Annotated in this window: 13 protein-coding genes; 9 read left to right on the forward strand and 4 right to left on the reverse strand. The window is 43.2% G+C overall.

Features of this window, described 5'->3' with window-relative positions; all coding sequences use genetic code 11:
* Positions 1-244 precede the first annotated feature (244 nt).
* A complete protein-coding gene (gene ompR / locus B2R65_RS03060; RefSeq protein ID WP_004587537.1) occupies positions 245-964 on the forward strand; it encodes an osmolarity response regulator transcription factor OmpR in 720 nt (239 codons plus the stop codon).
* Between the two features lie 5 nt (positions 965-969).
* On the forward strand, positions 970-2,286 hold the full coding sequence (envZ, locus tag B2R65_RS03065; RefSeq protein ID WP_024033891.1) for a two-component system sensor histidine kinase EnvZ: 1,317 nt from the start codon (positions 970-972) through the stop codon (positions 2,284-2,286).
* Positions 2,287-2,331: 45 nt separating this feature from the next.
* Here envZ and B2R65_RS03070 read toward each other — a convergent pair whose 3' ends face one another.
* Positions 2,332-4,374 (reverse strand): glycoside hydrolase family 97 protein, encoded by a 2,043-nt coding sequence (locus tag B2R65_RS03070; protein WP_024033890.1) that lies wholly within the window; start codon positions 4,372-4,374, stop codon positions 2,332-2,334.
* Positions 4,375-4,533: 159 nt separating this feature from the next.
* Between B2R65_RS03070 and B2R65_RS03075 the strand changes: the two genes are divergently transcribed.
* Positions 4,534-5,157, forward strand: a complete 624-nt coding sequence (locus B2R65_RS03075; protein WP_024033889.1) for a cupredoxin domain-containing protein — start codon at positions 4,534-4,536, stop codon at positions 5,155-5,157.
* Positions 5,147-6,373, forward strand: coding sequence for a hypothetical protein (locus tag B2R65_RS03080; protein WP_286741012.1), 1,227 nt, complete (start codon positions 5,147-5,149; stop codon positions 6,371-6,373). Before B2R65_RS03075 ends, B2R65_RS03080 begins: the two co-directional genes overlap by 11 nt.
* A 54-nt stretch (positions 6,374-6,427) precedes the next feature.
* On the opposite strand, the gene speE is transcribed toward B2R65_RS03080, so the two are convergent.
* Positions 6,428-7,291, reverse strand: a complete 864-nt coding sequence (speE, locus tag B2R65_RS03085; RefSeq protein ID WP_024033887.1) for a polyamine aminopropyltransferase — start codon at positions 7,289-7,291, stop codon at positions 6,428-6,430.
* Between the two features lie 197 nt (positions 7,292-7,488).
* Between speE and speA the strand changes: the two genes are divergently transcribed.
* From speA to B2R65_RS03105, 4 genes are all read left to right on the forward strand, one after another.
* Positions 7,489-9,369 (forward strand): biosynthetic arginine decarboxylase, encoded by a 1,881-nt coding sequence (gene speA / locus B2R65_RS03090; RefSeq protein ID WP_286741013.1) that lies wholly within the window; start codon positions 7,489-7,491, stop codon positions 9,367-9,369.
* Between the two features lie 64 nt (positions 9,370-9,433).
* Entirely contained in the window at positions 9,434-10,312 is an 879-nt protein-coding gene (locus B2R65_RS03095) for an acyltransferase (protein WP_286741015.1), read from the forward strand.
* A gap of 28 nt (positions 10,313-10,340) precedes the next feature.
* Complete coding sequence (locus B2R65_RS03100; RefSeq protein ID WP_286741018.1) at positions 10,341-11,261, forward strand: acetyltransferase; 921 nt, start codon at positions 10,341-10,343, stop codon at positions 11,259-11,261.
* Entirely contained in the window at positions 11,258-12,514 is a 1,257-nt protein-coding gene (locus B2R65_RS03105; protein ID WP_029773670.1) for a mechanosensitive ion channel family protein, read from the forward strand. The genes B2R65_RS03100 and B2R65_RS03105 overlap by 4 nt, the downstream gene beginning before the upstream one ends.
* On the opposite strand, the gene chrA is transcribed toward B2R65_RS03105, so the two are convergent.
* Positions 12,474-13,628 carry a chromate efflux transporter gene (gene chrA / locus B2R65_RS03110; RefSeq protein ID WP_273611869.1) on the reverse strand — a complete coding sequence of 385 codons (1,155 nt, stop codon included), beginning with the start codon at positions 13,626-13,628 and terminating at the stop codon, positions 12,474-12,476. The genes B2R65_RS03105 and chrA overlap by 41 nt on opposite strands.
* A 215-nt stretch (positions 13,629-13,843) precedes the next feature.
* Here chrA and B2R65_RS03115 point away from each other — a divergent pair, with 215 nt between their 5' ends.
* Positions 13,844-14,476 (forward strand): YiaD family glycine zipper/OmpA-like lipoprotein, encoded by a 633-nt coding sequence (locus B2R65_RS03115; protein WP_004587548.1) that lies wholly within the window; start codon positions 13,844-13,846, stop codon positions 14,474-14,476.
* On the opposite strand, the gene B2R65_RS03120 is transcribed toward B2R65_RS03115, so the two are convergent.
* Complete coding sequence (locus B2R65_RS03120; protein WP_273611858.1) at positions 14,473-16,251, reverse strand: ABC transporter transmembrane domain-containing protein; 1,779 nt, start codon at positions 16,249-16,251, stop codon at positions 14,473-14,475. The genes B2R65_RS03115 and B2R65_RS03120 overlap by 4 nt on opposite strands.
* Between the last annotated feature and the right edge of the window lie 68 nt (positions 16,252-16,319).

The raw sequence follows: 16,319 nt of genomic DNA on the forward strand, positions 1-16,319 counted from the left end.
GGGTTCTGCCTAGGGGCGATAAACTCTTTGTTACTCGGTTTTTACTTAGCCCACTAGGTTACAAAGCTCGCGCCGCAATTTAATCGCCCCTAGATTGAACAAATTTCAATCCGCAAAGGTCAACACGCCCTAATATTATAACTTTGAAATGTTCAGTAACAATCTAAGCGCGCAATTAGATTTTGATTATTAAGTTTTTCATTTATATTAACTATTAATTGGAAATAAAAATAAGAAACACGCAATGGGACACGAAACCACAAAAGTATTAGTTGTAGATGACGATATGCGCCTGCGCAGCTTACTAGAGCGTTATTTAGTAGAGCAAGGCTTTATTGTTAGAACCGCCGCAAACTCAGAGCAAATGGATAGACTCATTGAGCGAGAAAACTTTCACTTAATGGTGCTTGATCTAATGCTACCAGGCGAAGATGGTTTATCTATTTGCCGCCGGCTACGCCAAAAAGAAAACGAAATTCCTATTGTGATGCTGACAGCAAAAGGCGATGAGGTCGACCGTATTATAGGCCTTGAACTAGGCGCAGACGACTACATCCCGAAACCGTTTAACCCGCGCGAATTACTGGCTCGCATAAAAGCTATTTTACGCCGCCGCGCCAAAGAAGTACCGGGCGCACCTGCAGCAGAAGAAAACTTAATAGCCTTTGGGCAATTTACGCTTAATTTAGCCACGCGCGAAATGAGCGAGGGCGATAAAACCATTTCGCTCACCAGTGGTGAATTTGCCGTACTTAAAGCGCTTGTATCGCACCCGCGCGAGCCACTGAGCCGCGATAAACTAATGAACCTTGCTCGAGGGCGAGATTACAGTGCGCTTGAGCGCAGTATTGATGTACAAGTATCGCGACTGCGCCGCATGATAGAAGTAGATGCTGCCAATCCGCGCTATATTCAAACTGTATGGGGTTTGGGTTATGTGTTTGTTCCTGACGGTGATAAGTAGTTTATATGGGATTTTTTCCGCGTAGTGCGTTTGGACAAACTGTATTTTTAGTGGCCGCTTTACTGCTAATTAACCAAATAGTGTCGTATGTAACGGTGAGCTTTTACGTTGTAAAACCAACCATAGAACAAGTAAATTTAATGCTGGCAAAGCAAATTAAAACGGTATTTATAGACTGGGAAGACGGCGTAGAAATAAACGACGAAGTATCTGAAAAGTTTTTTGAAATTACAGGTATAGAAGTGATGACTCAGCGCGAGGCAATGCGTCAAGGGCTTGGTCAAACCCGAGAATACTCGATGCTGTCGCGTAGTATGTCTGAGCAATTAAATGGTTCTGCTCGGGTGCGTATTAGTCAAACCGACCCGCTGATTTATTGGGTAGAAGCGCCGCAAGCACCCGGTTATTGGGTAAAAGTACCGCTTAGCGGGTATCAAGAAAATAACCTCGAATTTTTAACGTTTTACTTATCAAGTATTGGTTTTTTAAGTGTGTTAGGCGGCTGGCTATTTGCTCGGCACTTAAACCGCCCATTAAAGGCGTTGCAGCAAGCAGCCGTGAAAGTGGGTAAGGGCGATTTTAGTAGCAAGCTTGAAGAAGAAGGCTCCAGTGAAGTTATAGAAGTTACCCGTGCATTTAACCAAATGTCGCGCGGTATAGCCGCTCTTGAAAACGACCGCCGTTTACTCATGGCTGGTGTTTCTCACGATTTACGCACCCCGCTTACTCGTATCCGCCTTGCCACCGAAATGATGAACGATGAAGATGACTACCTTCGCGAAGGCATTATTTACGACATTGAAGATATGAATGGCATTATCGATCAGTTTATTGAGTATTTACGCCACCACAAAACAGATGAGCTTGCTTGCGAAGATATAAACGCGCTAGTGACTGAAGTGGTTAATTGTGAGCTTAAACAGCAACGCGTTATTACCTTTAAAGGCAACCCCAGCGTGGGGCTTGTTCCGTTAAGTAGTGTGGCTATTAAGCGTGTAATTACTAACATGATTGAAAACGCGCTGCGCTATTCAGACGGCGATATAGAAGTATTAAGCTACTTTAATTCAAATAAAAAATACGTTGTGATAGCGGTAAACGATAACGGCCCCGGTATACCAGAAAGCGAACTAGAATCGGTGTTTGAGCCTTTTAAACAAGGTGACACTGCGCGTGGTAGTGAGGGGAGTGGTTTAGGCCTTGCCATTATTAAGCGTATTATTGATATGCACGATGGTAAAGTTAAGCTAGAAAACCGCCCAGAAGGCGGCCTAAGCGCACAAATTTATTTACCTATAAAAATACAAAACTCTGCACAGTAAGCTGTGCAGAGTTGGCTATTTCCATAACGTTAGTAGTGTTAAAACTTAAAGTGCTTTAAAGCGGATTGCTGTACCACCACTTGTTGCTAGTTTTAAAGTTAGCTTGTCGTTTGCGCTAACTACGCGCTTTTCTATATCTAAATCGTACGGATTGTTTTTCCATTCAGCGTTTTTACCGTCTTGGTATATGTGCGCTTCAAACTTTTTACCCTTTTCTAAAAAGTCGAGTTTTACCTCAATAGTTCGGGCTTTTTCGTCGGTTACGGCGCCTAAGTACCAATCGTTTCCTGAGTATTTATCGCGTGTGCGCTCTTTACGGGCAAAAACAATAAAGTCGCCCACTTCGCCATCAAGCGCAATGCTTTGCTGCCAATCGGTTGGTACGTCTTGAACAAATTGGAATGCATCAGGCTTGGCTAAATAGTTTTTAGGTAAGTCGGCGGCCATTTGAATCGGGCTATACAGCACAACATAAAGTGCAAGCTGCTTGGCAAGCGTTGTTTGTGGGCGGTTTGTATCATCGCCTAAGCCATTAAAGCCCATATCAAAAATGCCAGGGGTAAAGTCCATAGGCCCTGCCAGCATACGGGTAAACGCCAGCATAGGAATGTGCTCTGGTGGGTTGGGCGGCGTGCCCCATGCATTAAACTCTTGGCCGCGTGCCCCTTCGCGGGCAATCCAATTTGGGTAGGTACGACGCAGGCCTGTGTCTTTTATTGGCTCGTGGGTGTTAATACTAATTTTATGTTTAGCAGCCAGCTTTACGTTGTAAAGGTACTCGTTAACCATAAATTGGCCGTCGTGCCACTCATGACGGGCAATGCCGTTTTCGTCTATGCGTTTTATGTTACCGCCATCCGCTACATAGCCCGTTTTAACTTGGCTTACGTTTGATTTTTCGTAAAGGGCAAAGGCCTCGTCCATTTGGTCGCGATAGTTACTTACATTACCCGATGTTTCGTGGTGGCCAATTAACTGCACACCTTTTTGTTTGCCGTATTGAGTAAGGGCCGCTATATCAAAGTCGTCGTAGGGTTGTGTAAAACTAAATACATCGCCATTAAAAAACCAGTCACCATCCCAGCCTATGTTCCAGCCTTCTACTAGTACGCCATCAAAGCCATATTCTGCGGCAAAGTCCATGTAGTACTTAGTGGTTTGTGTAGTGGCACCGTGCTTTTTGCCGCTGCCCCAGGTTTGCGTGTTTATATGCATGCCCCACCAAATACCCACGTATTTGCCAGGTTTTACCCACGACACATCGCCTAGTTTATTAGGCTCGTTTAAATTTAATATTATGTCTGAATTGACTAAGCCGACCGCACTGTCGGCAATTTGAATGGTGCGCCAAGGGGTATTAAACGCACCTTGTTTTTTAACGGCAATGCCGTCTGACCAGGGTGTTAAATCGGCATTAAAAGTGCCTGGGCGGCGCTGATTAAGCACCATGCCTGCGTAATCCACTAAGGCTGCTTCATGAATGCTTATATGGGTACCGTCATTGGTTTTTAAGGTAAACGGCGTGTGTGCAAGGGGGACGTCATTTAATGCAGTGGTGTTGTAAACGTATTCGTATCGGTTCCAGCCGCGGGCGGGTATCCACCATGCGGTGGCATTGTTGTTATTGTTAATGGCAAATTCGGTGAGCTCTTTGGTAATGTGTGTTTGCTCAAAGCCTGCTTGTTTTGGTACTTCGTATCTAAACCCAACGCCACTATCAAAAGCTCTAAAGCGCACTGTGTAGGTTGCACCATTAGGCTCGTTTTTTGTAAACGTAACCGCAACTTCGTTGTGTTTATCAGTAACCGTTTGTCGCTCGCCCCAAGGTTGTTGCCACTGGGTATTTACGCTTTGCTGCTTAACATGGGTAATTTTAAAACCATCGCTAAATGCGGCTTGGGTTTTAAATTCAAAACCCAGGCGCGATGCGTTTATAGCTGGTTTGTTTTTAAAGCTAATAGCGTAGCTGGGTGTGCTATTTTCATCTGAAATAGTCACTTTTATTTGTGAGTTTGGTGATTCAACTACAGCGGTTTGTGCAAAGCTATTGCCAGCAAACGCCAGTAGTAAAAGTGCGGATGTTCTCATTGTGTGTCCTTTGATGAGTCGGTGGTGACCTTTAAGGATAATGGCACTGAGTTGTTAATACGACTGTCTACATACGTATTCAATGTTTTAAAAAATAGAAAGAATTTAACGGTTTAATCGGTCTATAATGTAAACAAATTGATAATAGCGATTAGCCCTATGATAAAACCCTTACTAAGTGTGTTACTGCTAAGTATGAGTACTTGCGTAGCAGCAACAACAATAACTATAAAAAATGCCAATAATCAGCCTTTAGCAAATGCGGTGGTGTGGCTAAGCGGGGCATCAATTCAGGCCGGCAATCAAGCAAGTAAAACCTACGCAATGAGTCAACAAAACCGCGAGTTTACGCCGCGTACGTTAGTTGTTCCGCAAAATGCAAAGGTAGAGTTTCCTAATGCCGACTCTATCATGCACCACGTTTATTCGTTTTCTAAAGCTAAAACCTTTGAGTTGAAACTTTACAAAGAGCAACCTAAAGCCCCCATAACGTTTGATCAAACTGGGGTGGTTGAGCTTGGCTGTAATATTCATGACTGGATGTTGGGCTATATTGTGGTGGTTGATAGCACCGTTTTTGCAATTACCGACGACAACGGTAGGGTTAATTTAACTGCCCCTAATGGGCAATACAGCATGAGTGTATGGCATTCTGGCTTTAGCGATATAAGCAACGTAGAAACCCACAGCGTTAATGTAAGCGAGTCACCTTTACACTACACCGTAAAGCAGGCCATAGCCGAGCAAATAGACTTTGCTACGGATGAATTTGATGACTATTAAGCGCAAAAATACAGTATTACTTGGCTTACTTTTTATGAGCCTACCGGCTTTTTCGCAGGTTAAAGGGCTTATTCAGGTACGTGCGGTTGCAAGCGACGATACACAAAGCTTTCAAGATGGCGGTATTGGTTTATATCGCCATGGAGATAGCAGTGATAGCATTTTGTTATCGCAAGGAATTATAGATTTTAAGGCCGATTTAAGTAGCGCCTGGAGCGCACATGCCGTTGTTAATGCTAATCAAGAACCGAAAACCACATTAGGTTTAAGCCAAGCGTATTTCCAGTATCAGCCGTTAGTAAACAGCCGTTATAAATGGCATGTAAAGCTTGGTGGGTTTTACCCTAGTATATCGCTAGAAAACCCCGATATAGGCTGGACCTCGCCTTACAATTATACTAATTCGGCCATAAACAGCTGGCTTGGCGAAGAGCTTCGCACCATAGGTGGTGAGCTTAGCATCAAGCGCCCAGGTAAACGTTTTAATTCTAAGCATAGCTTTAGTGTGAGCGCTGCTATTTATAAAGGGAACGACCCAACAGGGACGTTGCTATCTTGGCGCGGCTTTGCGCTGCACGACAGGCAAACAACATTTAACGAAAGTGTACAATTTGTACCTATTGCGGCATTAAATAGTGACGAATTACGTTGGCAAGCTAACCAAGTGCTGCCTTTTGAAGAAGTAGATGGCCGCTTTGGCTACTATGCCGGTGTGCATTGGGATTATTTAAAACGCTCGCAGTTTAGGTTTTATTATTACGATAATAACGCCGATCCCAGCATTTTTAATCGCACAACAGGGCAGTATGCTTGGCATACTCGCTTTAGCAGCTTAGCGTGGTTATATAAATTTACAGGTAAAACCCGTTTGATTGCCCAGCTACTCGATGGTAAAACCGAAATGGGGGCTAATAAGCTTATTTATAACCGTTTTTATAGCCATTATTTAATGCTCAGCCATAAAGCGGGTAAGCATAGGTTATCGCTTAGGTATGATTATTTTAAAGTAGATGACGATGACACCACCGGATTTGACCCTAACGCCAGCCATGGCGAAGGCTTAACAGCTACGTGGCGTTACCAATTAACCGATACGGTACAAATAGGTGTTGAAGGCTCGGCGCTGCATAGCTTTGTACAAAATAGGCCGGGTAGTGGGTTTGCTCAGCGAATATCGCAGCAGCAAATTATGCTCAACGCTCAATGGCGTTTTTAAAGTACAAAAAAGGGAGCTTTTAAAGCTCCCTTTTAGTTTCAAAAAAAGTGTGAATTATTTTTTATCAAATGCGCGTTTCATAAAGTTTGGTGTAGCAAGTGCGCCGTGATGAATACCGCTGTTGTAGTATTCGCTTTGTTGTGCAACTTGCTCGGCATCGGCTTCTCTAAAGCCATTAAATGCTTGTGATTTACGAGCAAGCGTTACTGACCATAAACCGCTTGGGTAAATTGGCTGTGGAAATGGCAGTGTTTGTAAGTCGTTAAAGCCCACACTTAGCATGGCCTCGCGCATTTCTACTAGCAGTGGCATATGCATTAATGGCGATTCGCTTTGCTGCACTAAAATACCACCAGGGCGTAATGCATTTAAGCAGCTAGTGTAAAACGCGTGGTTAAATAATCCCTCGCCTGGGCCTACTGGGTCTGTACCATCAACAATAACAACATCAATAGACTCGCCCGCAGCGTCACGCATGTATTTTATACCATCATCAAACATAACCGTTGCGCGTGCATCGTTGTTAGACTCACAAAGCTCTGGGAAGTATTTTAACGACATTTGCGTGACTACTTCGTCTATATCTATTTGCGTTACGGTTTCTACACTTGGGTGTTTTAAAACTTCACGTAATGTACCGCAATCGCCGCCGCCAATAATTACCACGTTTTTAGGATTTGGGTGCGCTAAAAGTGCAGGGTGGCTAATCATCTCATGGTAAAAAAAGTTTTCGCGGGTAGTTACCATAGTACAGCCATCGATGATCATTAAATTACCAAAGTCTGTGGTTTCGAACATTTCTACCTTTTGAAAAGGAGACTGTTTTTCATCCAACTTTTTGTTGATACGTAATGAAAATGCGCTGCCATCGCGGTCGCTAATTTCTGTAAACCACTTACTTTGATCTAAATTTGCCATAGTTGCTTTTACACTTTTTAAGTTGAGTATGAAAAAGGGGCAATTCTGCCAGTGCTTCGCGTTTTGCTCAATGAAATTTTAACTGCTTTGCCAATAAAGTTAGCCAGTATCGAGTTAAAGTTCAATTTTTGTTAGCGTAGGGGGTAGTGACGTATTAAAATGCGCCTTTATAGCTAATTGATTAAAGAAGAGTTGCCATGACTTGGGGTTTAGAAACAGCACGCGCTACATATAATGTTGCTCATTGGAGCGATGGCTATTTTGATATTAACGCACAAGGCGAGCTGGTTGCCTACCCAGATGGTGACCAATCTAAAAATGCGATTTCTTTAACGCAGCTCACAGAGCAATTTAAGCAGCAAGGTTTAACATTGCCGGTGTTGGTGCGCTTTACCGATATTTTAAAAAATAGAGTAGATACACTCACCCATGCATTTACCTTAGCGCGCAGCAGCCGCGAGTACCAAGGCAAGTACACGTGTGTATACCCTATAAAAGTTAATCAGCAACGCTCGGTGGTCAGTAAACTATTGGCGCACCCAAGTGGTTTAGTTGGCCTAGAGGCCGGTTCAAAGCCTGAGCTTATGGCAATTTTAGGGGTAGCCGATAAACCCATTACAATTGTGTGCAATGGCTATAAAGACAGTGAGTTTTTACGTTTAGCCTGTATTGGTCAAGCCATGGGGCACAGCGTTAAAATAGTCGTCGAAAAACTCTCAGAGCTGACGACCTTACTTGAAGAAATAAATAACCTAGGCATAGAGCCTGCCATTGGTATACGTATTCGCTTAAACTCAGTAGGCAAAGGTAAGTGGCAAAATACCGGCGGCGAAAAAGGCAAATTTGGCTTAACTGCAGGCCAAGTACTTAGTGCTGTTGAGGTGCTTAAAAAGCATAATAAATTACATTTAATGCAAATGGTGCATTTTCATATTGGCTCTCAAATTGCCAACATACGCGACATACACCGCGCCCTGCGAGAATGCGCGCGCCACTTTGCTGAACTTACCCAGCTAGGAGTGCCGCTTAATACCGTTGATGTAGGCGGTGGCTTAGGGGTTGACTACGAAGGCTCAGGCTCACGCAGTGCTTGCTCGATGAACTATACCGTTGAAGAATACGCACGTAATGTGGTTAATGCTTTTGCTGAGGTGTGTGACCAACATCAACTTACGCACCCAGCCATTATCACCGAATCAGGGCGTGCTTTAACAGCGCACCACGCGGTGTTAATTACCGATGTAATAGACGTAGAAAAAGCGCCAAATCATCCAAATCCAGAACCGCCACTTAAAAACAGTGCGCTAGTGCTTGATGAAATGTGGCAGTGTTTACAGCGTTTAAACCCGCGTATGGCGCTAGAGATTTACCATGATGCGATGCACTTATTTAGCGAAGCGCACGACCAATACGTGCATGGGTTAGTAAGCATGCTAGAGTGGGCGAAAATAGAGCAATTATATTTTACTATTTTGCACCGAGTACGCGCATCACTTAGCAATAACGCGCGTGCGCACCGTGAGGTACTTGACGATTTACACGAAAAGCTAGCCGATAAGCTATTTGTTAACTTTTCACTGTTTCAGTCGCTACCTGATGTATGGGGCATTGAGCAGTTGTTTCCGGTTATGCCTATCGAAAATTTAGATAAACCGCTTACCCAGCGCGCTATTATTCAAGATATTACCTGTGACTCAGATGGACAAATTCGTGAGTACGTAGAAGGCGCGGGCATAGAAACCAGTTTACCTATACCTGAGTACCAGCATGGCGAGCAATACCATATAGCCATGTTTATGGTAGGGGCTTACCAAGAAATTTTAGGTGATTTACATAACTTATTTGGCGACACCGACTCAGTGCATGTAGAGCTTAACGACGACGGTTATGTATTAACCAATGCTATTAAAGGTGATAGCGTTAAGGATGTATTAAAGTTTGTTGACTATGATAGCGCCATTTTGGCACAAAACTTTGAATTATTGGTCAACAAGCTAGCAGTGTCTGAGCAGTGTAAAGCAGGGTATTTAGCCGAGCTTAATGCCGGGCTTGAAGGTTATACTTACTTTGAAGATTAACCGTTCACTCTCAGAATTAAAAGCGTCGCTGTTTGGCGCACATTGTTTAAAGGAAAGTAAATAAATGTCAGTAATCCGCAGTGTATTAAGTATTATGCTTTATACAATAAACACACTTATTTGGTTTGTGCCTATTTTTGTTTGTGGGCTATCAAAATTAATCCCTATCAAGCCTATGCAAAAGCTTTTAAGCTGGGTTGCTAAACAGTGCGCCACTATTTGGGTGTCGGTTAATAGCATTAACCAACGCTTATTCACGCCAACAAAAATTAACGTTACCGGCCTTGAAGAAACCAAATTAAAAGACTGGTACTTAGTGATTGCTAATCACCAAAGCTGGGTAGATATATTAGTACTGCAACGTGTATTTAATCGTAAAATACCTTTTTTAAATTTCTTTTTGAAAAAAGAGCTAATTTACGTGCCAATTTTAGGTGTGTGCTGGTGGGCGCTCGACTTTCCGTTTATGACCCGCACCAGCAAAGCGCAGCTAAAAAAGAACCCAAAGCTACGTGGTAAAGACATAGAAACAACCCGCAAAGCCTGTGAAAAATTTAAAGAAATGCCAGTAAGCATTGTTAACTTTGTAGAAGGTACGCGTTTTACAACACAAAAACATGCTCGCCAAAATAGCCCTTTTCCGCATTTATTAAAGCCAAAAGCAGGCGGGATCGCATTTGTAATGCAAGCCATGGGTGAGCAGATATCTAAAGTGGTTAATGTGACCATTCATTACCCCGATGGCATCCCTACGTTTATGGACTTTGCCGGCGGCAAAGTGAAGCAAATTAATGTGCATGTAGACATTCGCCCAGTAAGCGAGGAGTTGATTGGTGATTACACTGGCGACTCTGAGTTTAGAGTCGGCTTTCAAAGTGAATTAAACCGTTTATGGGAAGAAAAAGAGCACACGCTTTTGCAGCTCGAACAAAACCATAAATAATAAGGTAATAAAAAATGGGCTTACAATTATGCTAAAAAAGTGGTTACCAAATTGGCTCAGCGGCTTAATTGTAGGCTGCGTGATTTTTTCAAATGTAATCATTTTTGGCACCTTAGTATTACTGCTAGGGTTAATAAAGCTTGCCCTGCCTTTTTCTATAATTAACACCATACTGCATAGCGTGTACCGAGGCTGGTGTAACGGCAATCGGTTTGGCTTGTGGCTGGGCTGCGCCAACATAAAAGTAAACATAAACGGCGATGTAAATTCAAAAAGTTGGTACTTACTAATTTGTAACCACATGAGCTGGTTAGATATTGTGGTACTTAGCTCAATTAATGTTTTACCTGCGCCAAAGTTTTTTTTAAAAGACGAATTAAAGTATGTGCCATTTATTGGCTCTGGCGCATGGGCTATGGGCATGCCTTTTATGAAGCGCGTAACTAAAGCGCAGCTTGCTAAAAACCCCAAGCTTAAAGGGCTAGATGTTGAGCGTACCAAGCAAAGCTGTCGTAATTTTAGGAATAATCCCACCACCATAATTAATTTTGTTGAAGGCACCCGCTACACGCACGCAAAGCATGCAAGCCAGCAAAGCCCGTTTAAACATTTACTCAAGCCCAAAGCGGGCGGCATTGCTTTTGCACTTGAGGTACTTGGCGAGCAATTTGACGCCATGCTAAATACCAGTGTGGTGTACAGCGGCAGCACAAGCCATGTTTGTCGTAATATTTTAAAGGGCGAGCTTGATTCGATTTATGTTTCTATTGACGTGGTTGCTATAAACCAGAAAATGTTAGGTAGTTACCAACACGACAAAGCATTTAGAAGCCACTTTCAAAAGTACGTTAATGAGCTATGGGTTGCTAAAGACGCGCAACTTGCCAGCATTTATGCCCAACACGATTTACCTGAGCCACCCATTTGTAAGGAAATAGAAACACTATGACCAATACCCACCTGCAGGAGCTAATCGCTCCTTGGTTTGAAAAAGTACCCGACGCAGATTTTTTAAGTGCAATTACTGCAGCCTCTATTGGTGTTTTTTCGTTGTTAGTGGTGTATTTATTTACACGCCGATTAATGCTGCCAGGCATTCAAAAAGTGGTGACTAAGTTATCTCCAGAGCGCATAGGGCTACTTTCTCCGTTGCTCACAAAACTTAATAAGCGCATAGCCGGTATGCTATGTAGCGTGCTTTTTTTAGCAACCTTCGACAGCGTTTACCCTGTTAATGAACTCAGTGCAGAAATACTAAAAACCATTGGCCAAGGTATATTAATTATTCATGTAGGCTTTATTTTTAGCAGCATTGTAAGCATTGCCGGCGCTATTTATAACCAGCTAGATTTTGCCCGCGAAGTGCCAATTCAGGGCTTATTACAAGTTGTTAAGCTGATCACCTTTATTGTGTGTGCAATTTTAATAGTCAGCATTGTGCTTGAAAAATCGCCTACCTATATTTTGTCGGGTTTTGGTGCGATAGCCGCTGTTACTTTATTGGTTTTTAAAGACACTATTTTAGGCTTTGTAGCCAGTATTCAAATTGCGGCAAACCGATTAGTTACTTACGGCGATTGGATTCAAGTAGAAAACTACGGCGCCGACGGTGAAGTAATAGACTTAGGGCTAAACACCGTAAAAGTGCGTAACTGGGACAACACCATTACGACTATTCCTACTTATATGCTGGTAGCAGGGTCGTTCAAAAATTGGCGAGGAATGCAAGAGTCTGGCGGCCGACGTATTAAGCGCTCGCTTAATATTGATATGCACAGCATATGCTTAGTAAGTGACGAATTTAGAAAACAAATAGATGCAGCTATACCACTGCACGAATATATACGTGTTGCCTCGTTGCCTGATCCGGTCTCTAACTTAGGCTTGTTTCGCCGCTACGCCGAGGGCTATTTAAAGCAGCATAACAGAATAAATACCTCACTGACGCTCATGGTGCGTGAGCTACAACCAATGAACCACGGTTTACCGATTGAGTTTTATTGCTTTAGTGAAGATAAGCGTTGGATATCTTACGAGCATTTACAAGCTGAAATTATGGATCACTTATTGGCAGTGTTGCCAGTATTTGGCCTTAGAGCGTATCAAAGTGTTAGCGGGCAATTAAGCCCGCCTAATGCACAGCAAACCGATAAGCCGACCTTTAAAGTAATGGCAAATAGTGCTGAACAAGGCCCACACTAATAAATAAAGCTAATAGCCACCAAATAGGTGGCTTTTTCATTCTTAGCCATGCAAAAGCGGCAATAACCAGTGCAACCTGCCATAGGTTGTGAACGGCTGATGTCCAAATAGGTGAGTACAAAGCCGCCGCTAAAAAGCCAACTACGGCAGCGTTAAGCGCCGCAATAGAGCTTGCAAAGCGAGGTTTACTTGCCAGGTTTAACCAGCTTTTTTGAAACGCCAGCATTAATAAAAAACCCGGAGTAAAAATAAGTAGGGTTGCAGCTATGGCCCCTATTAAGGGTTGCTCTGAAGTGAGTTGCGCGCCTAAGTAAGTGGCTATTGTAAACATGGGGCCAGGGATAGCTTGAGCACTGGCATACGCACTTAAAAATTGATCGTTACTTAGCGCTGGTACGCCAGCTTGCAATACAGGCAATACCACGTGCCCGCCCCCAAACACCATAGCGCCCGCTTGGTAAAAAGGAGCAAACAAAGCAAGGTCATCACCTAAAGGTATAAAGCTAATAGCGAGTAGTAATACAAATAAGCCTAAAGGGAGCGACCTAAACGCGCTTTTAGTATCTGCTTTAGGCTCAGTCTGGGTGTTGAGTTGTAACAGAGGCCAAATTGCGCCTATAGCAGCGGCACTCACTAAAATAGCTATTTGCGTGCTAAGTAAAGGAAATAGTAATAAAGCCAAGGTACTCATTACTGCGATAAGCTTGAGCGCAGCGCTGGTACAAAAGCTTTTTGCCATAGTGAGTGTTGCATCGGCCACAATAACAACCGCAAACAGTTTTAAGCCCGCAATAATAGCAAAGTAAACAGCATCAAACTGATGCGCGCTTACCGCTAATAACAACATGATTAAAAAAGACGGTAAGGTAAAAGCGATAAATGCGGTAATGCCACCAATAACCCCCGCCCGCTCAACACCAATTGCAAAGCCCACTTGACTTGAACCTGGCCCGGGCAGCGCTTGGCTTAAACTAATAAGCTGCGCGTAGCGGGTATCGCTTAACCAGTTTAATGTGTCTACAAAGTGGCGTTTAAAATAGCCTAAATGGGCAGCAGGGCCACCAAAACTCATGCAGCCAAGTAAAAAAAACTGTCTAAAAATAGCGACTAACATTAAGCTCATATCCTTTTTTAAAGTTCATTAAATTGTCACAAAGGAGTATGACACTTTTATTAAATGCATACATTAATTCGTAATCTACAAATAATACCAATCCACTTAATTAAGTGGATTGGTATAAAGCGAACTGCTTTTAACATGCTCTTCATAGTTTGTTCATACATGTATTTGCATACTCGCTTTATAATTCTTAATGAATAGGACATCACATGACTTTAACTAAATCACTTTTAAGCGTAACCGTAGTAGCTGTATTGCTAAGTGGTTGCGAAATGAACAACACAGGCAAGGGCGCCGCAATTGGTGCAGCCGCAGGTGGCGTATTAGGTAAAGCAACGGGTAATCATAAAGACAAGCGTATCTTTATTGGTGCTGCTATTGGCGCACTAGCGGGTGCTGCTGTAGGTGATTACATGGATAAGCAAGAAGAAGCGTTTCGTGATGAACTAGCAGGCTCAGGGGTTGAAGTTGTACGTGAGGGCGATAACTTACGTTTAGTTATGCCATCTAATATTACCTTTGCGACAGACCAATCTTATATTTCATCAGGTTTTAACGATACTCTAAACGCCATTGCTAAAGTAATGAACAAATACGAAAAAACCTACCTAAGCGTGGAAGGTCACACAGATAGCACAGGTAAAGACAGCTACAATATGAACCTGTCGCGCGAGCGCGCACAAAGCGTTAAAAATTACTTAGTGAACCAGCAAATTATGGCTGCACGTATTAGCACTACAGGCTACGGCGAAACCCGCCCAATAGCCACTAACGATAGCGCTAACGGCCGAGCTCAAAACCGCCGTGTAGAAATTCAAATAGTGCCAAACACAGAAGGTTAGTTTTTGTTGAACTGCAATTCACAAAGACGCTGATACAAAGGGGAGCTTGCTAGCAATTGCTGGTGGCTCCCTGTTGCTTTTATTTCTCCATTTTCCATTACTACAATCACATCGGCATGTTTAACCGTGGCCAGCCTATGGGCAATAATTAACGTTGTTCTATTTTGCATTAAATGCTCAAGCGCGGCTTGTACGTGGTGCTCACTTTGCGCATCGAGTGCACTGGTGGCTTCATCTAAAAGCAGTATTTCTGGGTCTTTTAAAATAGCGCGTGCCAATACAATACGCTGCTTTTGACCACCCGATAGCCTTACGCCTTGCTCACCTAAAAAGCTGTTATAACCTTGCGGTAATTGCTTAATAAATTCATCGGCATGAGCATGTTTTGCGGCCGTATATACTTGCTCGTCAGTGGCGTTTGGGTTGCCGTAACGAATGTTATGCATTACGTCTGAGCTAAATAAAATAGGGTTTTGTGCCACCATGCCCATTTTGTCCCTCAGGGTGGTAAGCGATATGTCTTTAATATTTACATCATGAAATTTAATCGCGCCGTGAGCAGGGTCGTAAAAGCGCTGTAGTAATTCAAATAACGTCGTTTTACCTGCGCCAGAGGGGCCTACAATAGCCACTGTTTTACCTTGCTCTATTGTTAAACTTATTTTGTTAAGTGCGCTTACATCGGGGCGAGATGGGTAGTTAAAGCTAATATTTTCAAGTGCAATGGCGGGGCTGTCAGTCTTTATTAATAGCTTTTCGTCTTGTGGAGTGACAGGGTTTTCTATTTCACTTTTAACGGCCAGTAATTCAAGTAGGCGCGCTGCCGCCCCAGCAGCTCGTTGTAGCTCGCCGTAAACCTCGGCTACGGTAGCCACCGACATGGCCACCATAATGGCGTAAAACACAAATGCACCTAACTCGCCACCTGTCATGGTGCCTGCCAGTACATCACTACCGCCTACCCAGAGCATTACGCTAATCGCACTAAAGGTTAAAAATATTACCGCAGCAATTAAAAAAGAGCGCTGTTTAATACGGCTTTTGGCAACGTTAAAGGCTTTTTCTGTTTCAAGTGCAAAGGCGTGTTGTTCACGCTGTTCGTGGCTATAGCTTTGTACTACTTTAATATTTTGAATGATCTCGCCGGCATAGGTGCTTATATCGGCTATTGCATCTTGGCTAGAACTTGCAAGTTTGCGAACCTTTTTGCCAAATACCATCATCGGCACTAATACTAGCGGCACACACGCAACCACTACGAGCGTAAGCTTTAAGTTAGTCACTAATAGCATTACCAAGCCACCCACTAACATTAATGCACTGCGCAGCGCCATAGAAAAGGAAGAGCCAATAATCGATTGCAGCAAGGTGGTGTCGGTTGTTAAGCGCGACATAAGCTCGCCACTGCGGTTTTCTTCAAAGTAACTTGGGTGCAAGGTAACAATGCGATTAAACACCGCTTTGCGAATATCGTTACTGACTCGTTCGCCAATCCACGACATTAAATAAAAGCGGCTAAAGGTGCCCACGGCCAATAAACTAATTAAACCAATAAGCACTAATACAGCTTGTTGTAGCTGCGCTTGGGAGCCAGCAATAAAGCCATGATCTATGACAAACTTAACCCCTTGGCCTAATGATAAGTTAACACCAGCGGTGACTAAAAGGGCGCCAAGTGCGGCCACTACCATCCATTTATACGGTTTAATAAACGCAAAAATAGGTAATAAACTACTAAAAGCGGCTTTTTCGGGCTTAGGGCTTGTTTTTGACATAGTGGATTCTTTTTAAAGGTTAAGGTATAGATATGGCACTAAGATAATAAAAATCAATACTTTTAAAC

Source organism: Pseudoalteromonas sp. UBA2102, from assembly GCF_002331165.1.
Lineage (GTDB): Bacteria > Pseudomonadota > Gammaproteobacteria > Enterobacterales > Alteromonadaceae > Pseudoalteromonas > Pseudoalteromonas atlantica.